The sequence below is a fragment of the Idiomarina sp. X4 genome, from assembly GCF_002808045.1.
Classification (GTDB): Bacteria; Pseudomonadota; Gammaproteobacteria; order Enterobacterales; family Alteromonadaceae; genus Idiomarina.
In genome coordinates this window covers 303090-316580 of sequence record NZ_CP025000.1, presented here as the reverse complement: position 1 = coordinate 316580, position 13491 = coordinate 303090, and the positions used below count along the sequence as shown (strand labels likewise).

10 protein-coding genes are annotated in these 13491 nt (G+C 48.2%); 4 read left to right on the top strand and 6 right to left on the bottom strand.

Going from position 1 to position 13491, the window contains the following annotated elements; all coding sequences use genetic code 11:
* Positions 1-38 precede the first annotated feature (38 nt).
* The 5 genes from CWC33_RS01580 to CWC33_RS01560 form a co-directional block, all read right to left on the bottom strand.
* Positions 39-1913, bottom strand: coding sequence for an acetate--CoA ligase (locus tag CWC33_RS01580; protein ID WP_100690515.1), 1875 nt, complete (start codon positions 1911-1913; stop codon positions 39-41).
* Between the two features lie 102 nt (positions 1914-2015).
* Positions 2016-2957 (bottom strand): CorA family divalent cation transporter, encoded by a 942-nt coding sequence (locus tag CWC33_RS01575; protein ID WP_100690514.1) that lies wholly within the window; start codon positions 2955-2957, stop codon positions 2016-2018.
* A gap of 12 nt (positions 2958-2969) precedes the next feature.
* Positions 2970-4028, bottom strand: coding sequence for an ABC transporter ATP-binding protein (locus CWC33_RS01570; RefSeq protein WP_100690513.1), 1059 nt, complete (start codon positions 4026-4028; stop codon positions 2970-2972).
* Positions 4029-5657 (bottom strand): ABC transporter permease, encoded by a 1629-nt coding sequence (locus CWC33_RS01565; RefSeq protein ID WP_100690512.1) that lies wholly within the window; start codon positions 5655-5657, stop codon positions 4029-4031.
* 21 nt (positions 5658-5678) lie between these two features.
* Entirely contained in the window at positions 5679-6704 is a 1026-nt protein-coding gene (locus CWC33_RS01560) for a Fe(3+) ABC transporter substrate-binding protein (protein ID WP_100690511.1), read from the bottom strand.
* Between the two features lie 172 nt (positions 6705-6876).
* Here CWC33_RS01560 and CWC33_RS01555 point away from each other — a divergent pair, with 172 nt between their 5' ends.
* The 4 genes from CWC33_RS01555 to CWC33_RS01540 are packed head-to-tail and all read left to right on the top strand — an operon-like array spanning position 6877 to position 12085.
* Positions 6877-8697: a cation:proton antiporter gene (locus CWC33_RS01555; RefSeq protein ID WP_100690510.1), complete on the top strand. Its 1821-nt coding sequence runs from the start codon at positions 6877-6879 to the stop codon at positions 8695-8697.
* Positions 8663-9916: a paraquat-inducible protein A gene (locus tag CWC33_RS01550; protein ID WP_100690509.1), complete on the top strand. Its 1254-nt coding sequence runs from the start codon at positions 8663-8665 to the stop codon at positions 9914-9916. The genes CWC33_RS01555 and CWC33_RS01550 overlap by 35 nt, the downstream gene beginning before the upstream one ends.
* The gene (gene pqiB, locus CWC33_RS01545; protein WP_100690508.1) at positions 9913-11556 is read left to right on the top strand and encodes an intermembrane transport protein PqiB; all 1644 of its coding nucleotides are present in this window, start codon (positions 9913-9915) and stop codon (positions 11554-11556) included. Before CWC33_RS01550 ends, pqiB begins: the two co-directional genes overlap by 4 nt.
* Entirely contained in the window at positions 11546-12085 is a 540-nt protein-coding gene (locus CWC33_RS01540; RefSeq protein ID WP_100690507.1) for a PqiC family protein, read from the top strand. The genes pqiB and CWC33_RS01540 overlap by 11 nt, the downstream gene beginning before the upstream one ends.
* Here CWC33_RS01540 and CWC33_RS01535 read toward each other — a convergent pair.
* Positions 12082-13380: a capsule assembly Wzi family protein gene (locus CWC33_RS01535; protein WP_100690506.1), complete on the bottom strand. Its 1299-nt coding sequence runs from the start codon at positions 13378-13380 to the stop codon at positions 12082-12084. The genes CWC33_RS01540 and CWC33_RS01535 overlap by 4 nt on opposite strands.
* Positions 13381-13491: the final 111 nt, after the last annotated feature.

Sequence of the window (13491 nt, the reverse complement as noted above, 5' to 3'; positions counted from 1 at the left end):
ATCCACGTTTTACCCATTAACAAACAATGGGTCGTAGTTTAACTCAGTGTTTGTTTTAACGCATCAATACTTGTTGGGTCGTCAATCGTTGATGGTACCGCTACTTCATTTCCCTGTACCAACTGCCGGATAATACGCCGCAGAATTTTTCCTGAACGTGTTTTGGGCAGACGCGGCACAATGTGTAGGGTTTTCAGGCACGCAATGGCGCCAATTTTGCTGCGGACCGACTGAATGAGTTCTTCCTGTAACTGCTCTTGGCTAATGTCGACAGAGTTTTTGAGTATGACAAAACCAATGGGTAATTCACCTTTCAGCTCGTCAGGTTGTCCAACAACGGCGCACTCCGCAACGGCTGGATGACTGGCCAGTATTTCTTCCATTTCTCCAGTGGAAAGCCGATGACCAGCGACGTTAATCACATCGTCGGTACGTCCCATAATAAAGACATAACCGTCTTTGTCGATGTAGCCACCGTCGCCACTGCAGTAATACCCAGGGAAAGCTTTCAGGTAGCTGTTGTGCAAGCGTTCGTCGTCTCCCCAAACAGTTGTCAGGCAGCCCGGTGGCAGTGGTAACCGAACACAAATAGCACCTTCTTCACTGCTATTGACCGATTTGCCCAGTGGATCAAGTACGGATATTTCATAGCCGGGTACGGGGAAGGTAGAGGAACCGGGTTTTACTTTTGCCGGCTCAATGCCAACTGGATTAGCGCACATCGGCCATCCGCTTTCTGTTTGCCACCAGTGATCGTAAACCGGCTTATCCGTTAGCTCAGTGGTCCATTCATAGGTGGCAGGATCAAGCCGCTCGCCCGCCATATAAATTCGCTCTAATGAACTAAGGTCGTACTCTTTTAGAAACTGACCGTTGGGGTCTTCCTTTTTAATCGCCCGGAATGCGGTTGGTGCTGAGAATACGGCTTTGGCTTTGTATTGCTCAATGATACGCCAAAACGCCCCCGCATCTGGGGTGTTGACGGGTTTACCCTCATACAAAACTGTGCTGCAACCGAAAATTAACGGGCCGTAAACAATGTAGGAGTGTCCAACCACCCAGCCGACATCCGAAGCGGTAAAAAATGTGTCGCCGGGTTTTAATCCGTATACATAGTCCATGGAGAAGTTTAACGCAGTTGCATAACCACCGTGGTCTCGCACGACACCTTTGGGTTTACCGGTAGTGCCTGAGGTGTAGAGAATATAAAGCGGATGAGTTGACGGTAGTGCGACGGGGTCTGCTGGTTCTGCATTTTTAACGGCATCCTGCCAGTCAATATCACCAGGGTTGCTTAAGTCAGCCTCACATTCAGGACGCTGATGAACAATGACAGCATCTGGCTTATGAGTGGCTTCTTCAATGGCTTTATCAACAATCGGTTTGTATTCCAGCACCTTACTGACCTCAACACCACAAGAAGCGGTGACAATGGCTTTGGGTTTGGCATCGTCAATTCGAATGGCCAGCTCGTGGGCCGCAAAACCGCCGAAGACCACCGAGTGAATCGCGCCAATACGAGCACAAGCCAGCATGGCTATAGCAGCCTGCGGAATCATTGGTAAATAAATAACGACCCGATCGCCGGTGTTAACGCCTTGCGCTTTAAGTGCTCCGGCAAAGTCGGCGACTGCTTCTTTGAGTTGGCCGTAGGTATAGTTCGCCTGCGTATTGGTGACGGGAGAATCGTAGTACAGTGCAACCTGGTCCCCTCGGCCTACATTAATTTGGGCGTCTAATGCTAAGTGACTGACGTTAACCCGGCCGTCTGGAAACCAGTCGGCCATGCCGTTTTTGCGCACGTTGGCGGCAGTTTTCGGTGGGGTAAACCAATCCAGGCGACGAGCCTGTTCAAGCCAGAATCCTTCGGGGTCTTGCTGGGCTTCAGAATAAAGCTTTTTATAAGCTTGCATGACACTGTCCTTACTTCTTAAATGCTCATGCTTTCAAGCTTATTCTGTTACCCGCAATTTCCCATTCGACTTAGGTCTAACTAGAGTTACTTTTACAGAGTTTTACCAAAACCGGAGTCGTCGAAGCAGTAAAAATTCGACAACCGCAATAATAACCAGTGCGACGCAGAAAATAAGAAACGCATCTTCGTGCTCAACACCAGGCATACCGCCGATATTGATGCCAAAAACACCAGTAAGAAAACTTAATGGCAGGAAAACTCCGGCAATAACTGACAGCCAATAGGTATTCCTGTTCATTTTTTCGGCTATTGCTTGTTGTATTTGCTCGCGCTGCATCCAAATTTGCTCGAGCATTAAGTCAATTTGCTCGAACAGTCGCTGGGTGGTGTCCCGCTCGTTAATCAGCCACTGATGTAACTCGATCGGCATAATGCGCTCGGCTTCCGTTGTTAGTTTTTCTAAAGCGGCAAGCTGTGGACGAATAAACCGGTTTAGACGTAATAAACGACGGTGCAATGTCGTTAACTGCAATTGCATTTGAGCCGTATTGTCGAAGCTTTCCCCTTCAATTTGCTCGAGCTTCTCTTCAGCAGCCGAGACTACATCTTCAATTTTAAGATTAATTTGTTCAATCAAGCTGACGAGAAAGTCCATTAACGACTCTGGACCTGTCTGGCTCTGCAGTTGTTCTCGCAGGTGAGCAATAGACTTAAAAGGGCGCTTTCTGAAGGTGTATAGAGCACCTTTGTAATACAGTAGACGCAGACTCAGCATGTCCTCAGGAGATTCGCCGCTGGCCAGGTTAACGCCACGTAATAGTAAAATAAAGCCATCACTCAAACGTTGAAAACGTGGCCGCGTATCTTCTTCTAGGACGGCATCAATAAGTGGTTCGGGGATACCCGCCTGAGTTAACCATTCGTTAAGCCCTTCGGCGTCACGTTGGAAATGGAACCAGCAGTTAGGCTGATGACTGGTCGGCGACGTAAAGGCAGTGGCAGGGCTTGTTGAAAAGTCCCAGCTATCAATAAGGAAGTCCATGTGACCCTCGTTTTAATCAGGCAATTCACACAATGATGCGTCAAAAACTACTAAATGGTCAAAGTCTACGTCTATTCCTACGGTTGCACCATCATCGAGAGGTTGATGAGAAGGACCTACGGCCAGTACGCGGCTGGTATCTGACAGCTCTAGCGTATAAAGGTAGTGTGAGCCGCGAAAGCCTTTACCAACAACAATGGCTTTCATGGCACTGTCTTTGTTCAGAACAATGTCGTCCGGGCGAACCAGAAAGTTGACCAGCATATTGGGGTGTTTCTTAATATCGTCGTGCTCAATAATACCGAAGGCGCTGTGCAGCTTGTGGTCTTTTACTTCACCCTGTAGCAGCACACCGCGGCCAATAAAATCGGCGACTAACTCATGGGTTGGTTCATGGTAAAGTTCGTAGGGTGTTTCCCACTGTAATAATTGACCAGAGTACATAACGCCGGCCTTGTCAGCCATCGCAAACGCTTCCTGTTGGTCGTGAGTAACTAACAGTGCCGTGATGTTTTCCTCTTTTAATAAGTGGCGAACGTCGTGCGCCAGAATCTCGCGCAATTCAGCGTCCAAACTGGAAAATGGCTCATCCAAAAGCATGAGCTGCGGTCTCGGCGCCAGTGCTCTGGCGAGCGCGATACGCTGCTGCTGACCACCTGACAGCTCATGGGGATACCGTTTCTGATAGCCATTTAAGTCGATACGCAACAAGAGTTCTTTGACGCGCTGTTCTTGCTCTGACTGACTCCAGTCTTCTATGCCAAAACGAATGTTCTGCTCAACCGTCAAGTGGGGAAATAACGAGAAGTCTTGAAACATCATGCCGATATTGCGTTTTTCTGTTGCTAACTGCGTTGAATTGCTAGAAACAACTTTGTCGTGCAAGGATATTTTCCCTGAAGACACCGGGTTAAAACCGGCAATAGCTCGCAGCAAGGTGGTCTTGCCACAGCCGCTAGGGCCTAATAGACAGCCAATATCGCCGGGCGCAAGAGATAAACTGAGCTGATCAACAATACGGTTGCCAGAAAGCTCGATACTGACTGATTCGAGATTCAGTAAAGTACTCATTTAATCTCCTGTCTTAATGGATTTATTGCGCAGCGCCCGGGACAGCATCATAACTGGAATAAGCCCAACCGCAACTATCATTAATGCCGGAGGGCCGGCGTCAGCTAAACGCTCGTCAGAAGCCATTTCAAAGGCTCGAACGGCCAAAGTATTAAAATCGAAGGGTCGCAGCACTAAGGTTGCCGGCAGCTCTTTCATGACGTCGACCAATACCAGAATGAGCGCAGCCAGTAAGGGGCTTTTCAAAAGCGGCAAATGCACTTTCCATAAAATGCGACGACCACTGGCGCCAAGGGTTCGGGCGCTGTCGTCCATTTGCGGTGTGATTTGCTCAAGCCCGGAGCTGACGGTTTGCAGCGATACCGACAAAAAACGGACGCTGTAGGCGAATAGCAGAGCAATGACGGTTCCTGAGAAAATCAGCCCGGGATTCACGTCAAATAGCCATTTGCTGGCAGCGATGATTTGATGATCGAACCAGGCCAGTGGCGATAACAGTCCAACGGCGATAACAATGCCCGGAATGGCGTATCCCATGCCGGCGAGTGTAATGGCGGCGCGCAATGGACGAGTTGGATGGCGGCGGCGACCATAAGCCAACCACAAGGCCAATAATACGGTAATACAGGCGGCCAGTAGGCCTAACCAGAGTGTATTGCCTGTTAATACCCAGAAAGACGCCTCAAGCCAAATATCCGACTTTTCAACAGACCACCACAGTAATTGCGACGCAGGAATAAGAAAACCTAAAATGACCGGCAGCCAGCAGATGAACGACGCGAGGCCGGCACGCCAGCCCTTTAGTGGGCGTCGCTGTGGCGTGCGGTTTGACGAGCGTTGCTGGTAAAAACGGGCTCTGCGGCGCGAGTAGCGTTCAATCATGATTAATACAATGACGAATATCAGTAGCAGAGCCGATAACTGCAATGCGCCCTGAGCGTCGCCAATGCCATACCAGGTTCTGAAGATGCCAGTGGTAAAAACGGTGACGCCGAAGTATTCCATAGTGCCGTAGTCAGCCAGTGTTTCCATTAATGCCAGAGTAACGCCGGTTGCGATAGCCGGGCGAGCCAACGGCATAGCTACTCGCCAGAAGCTCTTGAACGAGCCTGCGCCGAGCGTTCTGGCACTTTCAAAAGCGGCCGTTGACTGCTGCATAAATGCGGCGCGAGTAATGAGATACACGTAAGGGTAAAGGACGACACAGAGGACGAAAACCGCGCCGCCTAAACTGCGGATATTTGGAAACCAGTAGTCACCAATGGATACGTTGAACACTTGACGAATGAGCTGTTGAACCGGCCCAGCGTAGTCAAGCAAGCCAGTGTAGGTGTAAGCGGTTATGTACGCGGGCATGGCCAGTGGCAACAGCAATCCCCAGCTCAAATAACGCCAGCCGGGAAAATCATACTGGCTGATACACCAGGCTGTACTGACGCCTAGCACAGTGACACCCAGCCCAACGCAAATCAGTAAAATAAGCGAGTGGCTAATGTACTCAGGAATGACGGTTTGCCAAAGGTGAGAAAGAATATCCCACTGCGGATTCAATAAAGATAGGGCCACCACAATAAGCGGTAGCCCTATTAATACCGCCACGGCAAAAAGTAACAGCGTGCCACGGCTCATGCAGTACACTCCATGCTTAAATTAACGCCAGCCGGCACGGTTCATTAAACGTACGGCTTCACCGTTGTTCTCACCCAGAACGTCCATTGAAATGTCGTCCTGCTTGAATTCACCCCATTTTTGAAGTGTTTCGCTCCACTCAACACCGTCTCGAACCGGGTATTCATAATTGGCCTGAGCATACCATTTTTGTGATTCTTCAGAGACCAAAAACTCGATAAGCTTTTGAGCTTCGTCAACATTTTTTGCGTGCTTGGTAATACCGATGCCCGATACATTAACGTGAGCTCCCTGCGCATCTTGGGCTGGCCAGAAAATTTTCACTTTTTGTGCAGCTTCGCGCTCATCGGCATCGTCTGAGTTCAGCATATGCCCGAAGTAGTAAGTGTTTGCTACTGCGATATCGCAGACACCGTAGGCAACGCCTTTAATTTGATCTCTGTCGCCGCCGACGGGTTTGCGGGCAAAGTTGCTAACAAAGTCCTCAGCCCAGGCTTCTGTTTTTTCTGCGCCGTGATGCTCAATCAATGCAGCAACCAGTGACTGGTTATACAAGTTGTTGGACGAGCGAATACAAATGCGGTCGTCCCATTGTTCGTCAGCAAGGCTAAGATAAGACTCAAGCTTTTCCGGGTTAACACGCTCTGGCGAATAAAAAATAGGGCGCGCGCGAAGGCTTAAACCGAACCATAAGTTGTCTTTCGAGCGGAAGTGCTCCGGCACTGCTTTTTCCACTAATTTTGAGTTAAGAGGCTGAAATGCATCGGCTTCAACAGCGCGGTACAAGGCTCCAGCGTCAACCGTTAAGAATAAGTCAGCAGGTGTGTTTTCACCCTCAGAGCCTAAACGAGCCAATAAAGCATCGGCTTTACCGGTTAACAAATTCACTTCAATGCCGGTTTTTTCGGTGAATTGCTCTAAAACGGGTTTAATTAAAGCTTCTTTACGTGCTGAGTAAATATTGACTTCAGCAGCGGCGCTAGTGAATGACACCAGTGTCGCAGAAGTCGCAGCAATAACCGTGAGTAAGCGATTTAACTTGCGCATATCCTTTTGACCTCTATACGAACGTTCGATGAATTTCGCTTGATTATATCAGAACAGATGAATAATGATAGCCATTCTCATTTGAAATGTGTCATCCAAATTTTCAATTTGCGGGTAGTCAATAACTTAGCTTCTGCTATTCTAAAAACGACTGTCTATATGCGGAGAATTTATGTCGGAATTATCATTGTTAGCGTTAATTGGTGTGCTGTCCATTAGCTGCCAATGGTTGGCTTGGCGAATTAAACTACCAGCCATATTGCCGCTGCTTATCTGCGGCTTGGTACTTGGACCGACGCTGGGGCTTTTAAACCCTGATGCGCTATTCGATGATTTGCTGTTTCCTTTTGTGTCCTTATCGGTTGCTGTCATTCTGTTTGAAGGCAGTTTGACATTGAAGTTTGAGGAAATACGAGGGCACGGCCGCATGGTGACTAACCTGGTCAGTGTCGGCATGTTGGTGACTTTTGTGGTTATTGCGGTGCTAACGCACTTCATCATGGGGTATGGCTGGGAGATCTCGGCGCTCTTTGGTGCGTTAGTCGTTGTCACCGGTCCGACTGTTATTCAGCCAATGATACGATCTATTCGACCTATTAATAAGCTGGCGAACATTCTCCGCTGGGAAGGCATTATTATTGATCCGCTGGGGGCATTACTGGCGGTATTAGTTTATGAATTTATTATCGCCAGTCAGGACGCTGCCTTTTTGCACGCGCTGCAAGCGTTTGCAACAACAGTGGCTATTGGCTTCGCGTTAGGTTGGGGCGCTGCAAGAATGCTTGGGTTAGCGCTAGGCCGTGGTTGGTTCCCACATTATTTACAAAATGTGGCAACCCTCACCATTGTTCTTGGTGTGTTTGCGTTATCGAACGCGATTCAGCATGAATCGGGCTTGTTAACCGTGACGGTTATGGGCATGGTCATGGCGAATACGCGCAACCTGAATATGGAAGAAATTTTAGAATTCAAAGAAACACTCAGTGTGCTTCTTATTTCCGCGCTGTTCATTATTCTGGCGGCTCGCCTGAATTTTTCTGAATTCGATGCGTTAGGTATGCCAGCAGTTATTCTTATCGCGATCATCTTATTTGCCGTGCGCCCGCTGGCGGTTTGGCTATCTGCAATAGGGACAGAGCTCAGGTTTAAAGATAAGGTGCTACTGTCCTGGATTGCCCCCAGGGGTATTGTTGCAGCTGCGGTTTCTGCACTTTTTGCCTTAAAAATGGAAGAGTCCGGCTGGCAGGAAGCGGCGGCTATTGTGCCATTGGTGTTTGTGGTCATTATGACCACAGTAGTACTGCAAAGCTTAACGGCTAAGCCATTGGCTAGAATGCTGGGGCTTCTGGAGCCAGCAGCAAAAGGCTTCTTAATTTTCGGGGCTAACCAAATGGCACGCGCAGTGGGTAAAGCTTTGCAGGAAAGTGGTGTGAATGTACGCCTGGCTGACACCAACTGGGAGAATATTAAACTGGCTCGCATGGATAACCTGCCAGTGTACTTCGGTAATCCGGCGTCTGAGCACGCATCGAATAATATCGACTTAACCGGCTTGGGACGTTTGCTGGTCATGTCACCTTATAAACAATTAAACCCGTTAGTTTCAATGTATTACCAGGACTGGTTTGGGTCGAATAAAGTGCATGGTTTAAATGGTGGGGAGCAAGATTACCGAGCAAGTCATCAACTCACTGAAAGCTACCGTAAAACCCTTAATTTATTTGGGGAGAGTGTGACTTACTCTAAGTTAGCAAGTCTTCACTTTCAGGGCGCGAAAATTAAGTCCACGCCTATTACAGACAGCTTCAGTTTTGCGGACTATCAGCAAAAGTATGGCACAAGGGCGCTGCCAATGTTTGCGATTGATGAAACTGAAAAACTGCATATTTTCACTACTGAGCGCGAGCTGATTCCGCAGCCAGGCTGGACGGTGATAGCGATGATATCGACGGAAAGTGATGAGTCCGAAAGTGAGAAGTCAAACACCAACTGATCCGGAACTATTGGGTTGCCCCCGCTGCGACTTGATCAGTCGTATCGGGGGACTTGAAACGGGTGAAAAAGCCCAATGTACGCGTTGTGGTTACACGCTACTTAGTCAATCTGAATACCGAGTGGATCGTTTACTGGCCTACTCTGTGACCGCTATTCTGTTACTTGTTTTTGCTCTAACGCTGGACTTTATTCAATACGATAGCTCAGGGCTAACTCAGTCAATGACGCTGCTCGATGCGGCATGGCAGTTGTCGTATTTTCATGAAAAGTTGCTGGCTGTCATTGTTTTACTTACCGTTATTTTGTATCCCTTACTGTATTTGTTCTGTCTTATCGCTGTGTTTGTTGCGATAAACATGAACGCGTCAGCTATGGCTCGTTATTGCTTGCGATTAAGCGCGCACGTAAAACCTTGGCTTATGGTGGATGTTTTTCTGCTGGGAACGCTAATTTCTCTGATAAAAATTTCCGGGCTTGCTAATGTTCAATTAAAGCTGGGTTTTTGGTTATTTTGCGGGTTCGTTGTGTTTTTATTGGTGACGTATTACTTGGTTAACACGATGAACTTATGGTCAGTGGTTGGGAAGAGAACGACTCCTTCAAGGGATGTAAAAGCAGGGGTGACAGCGCATGAGCAAGGCTATAAAGTTTGTGAGGTGTGTCACCGAGTGGTGCCTTTTGGTGTATCCGACTGTCCGTGTTGTGGAGATGATATTGATAGACATTGGTGGCGTTCGCCACAAGCAACACTGGCATTAATTGTCGCTGCTGCGGTATTACTGGTTCCGGCGCACTGGCTACCGATAATGGAAACGGTGCGTTTTGGTGACGCTCAACCGTCAACGATTATTGGAGGGGTTGTTGAGCTTTGGCAGTCTGGAGATGCCCCTATTGCTGTGATTGTTTTTGTTGCCAGTTTAGTGATACCTGTGGCAAAGATACTGGCGTTATTGGGGTTAATGGCATTGGCCCGATGGCAAACACCGCAAGCGGTCAATCATAGGTTGGTCTTATATAAAATAACCGACTGGATTGGCCGTTGGTCAATGATAGATATTTTTGTTGTGGCTATATTGGTTGCGTTAGTGAGAAGCGGGACTGTCATGTCAGTTTATCCCGGTTCTGCAGCTATCGCCTTTGGTGCCGCTGTGGTTCTAACCATGTTAGCGGCAATGAGTTTTGACACCCGTTTATTTTGGCGTGAGGCAAAAAAATGACAGACCCCGATGTTGCGAAAATCAGTCGCTTGAAAATACTGTCACCAGTATGGATAGTGCCTCTCGTTGCATTTTTGGTTGCGGGCTGGATGGTTTGGCAGGACACCAGTGGTGCGGGTCCAACGATTACCATATCGGTGTCAGATGCTGAGGGTATTGAGCCTGGCAAAACCCGGGTCAAAGTACGTAATGTTGATGTTGGGCAAGTAACGGAAGTGCGGCTGTCTGATGACTTTAAAGAAGCGGTCATTGAAGTGTCAATGAACGAAAACACCGAACGAATGCTGAACAGTGACACGGAAATTTGGGTGGTGAAACCAAGAATTGGGCGTCGCGGTGTTAGTGGTTTGGGGACTTTGTTGTCCGGTGCTTATATTCAATTGCAACCGGGTGACGGGGGGGACTTTCAGTCACATTTCTCAGCGCTAGAAAACCCGCCGGTGACACCTCAGGAAACGCCGGGTAAGCGACTGACATTGGTGAGCGATGGCCAAACTCAAGTGGCTGTTGGAGACTCAGTGCAATATCAAGGCTTTACCGTTGGCCAAGTTGAGCAAACAGAGTTTTTGGTGGATAAACGTGAAAGCCGTTACCAGGTCTTTGTGAGAGCGCCCTATGACGAGCTGCTTACAGAAAATACCCGTTTCTGGCTACAGCGTGGCGTATCAGTACAGTGGAACTCTCAGGGCATTGATCTGGCGCTTGGTTCCATCGATTCCTTATTGGGTGCGGCAATCACCTTTGGTGTGCCGGACGGTCAGCCGCGGGGCGATAAGCTTCAGCAATCAACGAGCTTTGAACTATTTAACAGCTTAGAAGAAGCGAAACAACAAGGCTTTATACATGGCATCGATTATGTGGTATTGCTCGACGAATCGATAGCCGGGCTGGATAAAGGCGCACCGGTTCAGTTTAAAGGTGTGCGTGTCGGAACGGTCAGAGAAGTGCCGCTACGCTGGTTCCCGGACGAGAATGATCAGGCTCCTTTAAAGCGCATTCCTATTCTCATTCGTTTTGAACCCGAGCGTTTGCGTGGTCTTGTTGCCGATATTGATATTAACGCCTGGGAAAAGCGTCTGCCTGAGTTATTTAAGCAAGGGTTACGCGCTAATATACGTGCGTCAAACTTGCTGACAAATACCTTGTTTGTCGATGTTAGTTTTTATCCCGATGCTGAGTCTTTTGATACTGAGCAGCGGTTCGCCGGCTACCCGGTTATGCCAGCTATGGCCAGTGATTTTACGCGTCTGGAAGAAAAACTAACGCAACTCATGGATAAGTTTAACCAACTCCCGCTAGAGAGCAGTTTGTCGGACTTTTCACAGGCGATGCAGTCTGTCGATGAAACCGCAAACACATTAAATGGTATTTCAGTGTCACTGGCGCAAGTACTCGAGCAGCCAGAAATAAACCAGCTTCCGAAATTACTGAAGCAAAACTTAGAGCAACTGCAAGAGCTCACAAGTAGCTTAAGTGGTGACTCACCAACGCGTCGGCAGTTGAACCAAACATTAAATGAAGTAGAAAAGCTCTCAAGAGACTTACAGCCAGTTATTGAGCAGCTTCAGCAGCAACCTAATTCACTTATTTTCAGTCCGTCAGTGACACCCGATCCGGAGCCAAAAGCTTATGAAAACTAAAAAAATACTTATCGGCTCGGTAAGCTCAGCGGCGGTATTTTTAGCCGGCTGTTCTAGCCAAAGCTATAACATCACGCAGTACCGGCTTCCGCACCTGAGTCAGTCGGTCGATGCAGTTTGCCCAGCTTCGCAGCGCAACGTTGTCGTTGGTGAGGCTGCTTCCAAAATGGGCATTCAAATTCAGCAGGATGAAACGCGCTGGCATACAGCAAAACAGCATCGCTGGAGCACGCCTTTGTCGAACCAGTTACAGCGTAGTATCCAGTATTTAATGCTGAACGATGACTGCAGCGGTTTTTTAACGGTGATGATTGACGACTTTTATGGAAGTTATGATTCACATGCGGTGGTTGCTGGGCATTGGCAGTACGAGATGGCGAGCAGTGAGAATACCGTCAGAGGGACATTTACCGAAAAAGTGCCTTTAAAAGCTGACGGCTATCCTGCTTTAGTGAATGCGTTAGATGAAGCCTGGCTGCATAGCATGGATACAATTAGCCTGGCAGTGGGGTCTATGAGCGGCGATTAAAATCGCCACTCCCAACTCAGTTGAACGCCCACGTCTTGATCAATAACAGGTGAATCAAGGTATTGAACGGATAACCGTACTAAACTGTTCCAGACTGGCTGTGTACGACGAATTAAAGCACGAGAAGTATTGTCGGCTCCATCGTTTTCACTACGGCTGACTAAAACCGTCCACGCTGAACCGTCGTTGGAAAACTGTCGGTAACTGAATGACGCTGTTTGGCTTCCTTTAGGAAATGGAGACCCCGGGTTTCTCTGGTGGCTTAGAAAATACTGTCTTCCCGTTTCAGTCGTGGCATAAAAGTCATGCTCAAGACCACCGTCTAACTGACTGTATTCGACAGTAACGCTGTGACGAACACTGTCAGAGCCCATCATCCATTGGCCGCCAACCGTATAGGCCGGCTTGTCATCACTTTCCAGCTGTTTATCAATACCAATTTCCGCATATGCAGAAAACTGGTGCTTGCCCCAGTTAAAGCCGGTTCTGGCATCTGCAGTAAGCATTCGGTTACTGATATTGTCTTCCCGTTGCTCTATGGCACTAATACCGAACCACAACTTATTTAAAAATTGGCTGGAAAAGCGAATGCCATAAGTTTGGTAGTGATTACTGTAACCATCGTCCTGGTAGCCGCTAAATAAACTGACTTTGAACGGCGCCATGCCTGCAGGAGGGTAGTCCGGAGCATAATCTATACGTATTTTAGGAATGGGGCGCGCGTTGTTGGAGAATAACAAGCTACTGTGCTCGGCCGGACCCCAGCGTAACGGTAAGGCATCAACACTAAAGCTCCAGTCATTAAGGTTATAAGCAAGGTAACTACCGTCTAATGTCTTCTTATGGTCTCCCTCGAAAGGATCCTGGCGATAATTGACCTGCAGACGCGCAGCCCATCGTTCGCCATGCATGGTGCGGCTCAGGCTAATTTTGCCCTCTTCGTAAGTGTCGTCGCCGTAGTCGTGCACAATGTTTTCACTGTCGGTAGCTGCAATATACCAGCGTGTTTTTGGACCGCTTTGCGCTTGTGACAAGCTGTGTCGAACGTGCTGAAGTGCTAACTTTTGGGTGTTTGAGAGTTCGCTAGGATCTAGCGCATCTAATTGCGGTAAAATACTCTTCCAGGCAACAGGGTATTGCTGAATGGGCGTTTCTATTAAGCCTGACTCAGCTAACACAATAAGGCTGTTGCGTAATTCAACATCGCTCGCTTCAATCCATACCGAAGCGTAAGAAGGTGTTGCGGCGACAATGCATAAAGCAGCCGCTAAAGATGTATGTTTTATGAAGTGCATTCACAGACAGTTTCGTTATTAGAATTGCATTATATAGTGCCAGAATTTTTAACACGAAGACAACGGTTTATTGGTGCTGTTGCGTTATAATACGCAAGCAAAAGACAGGGG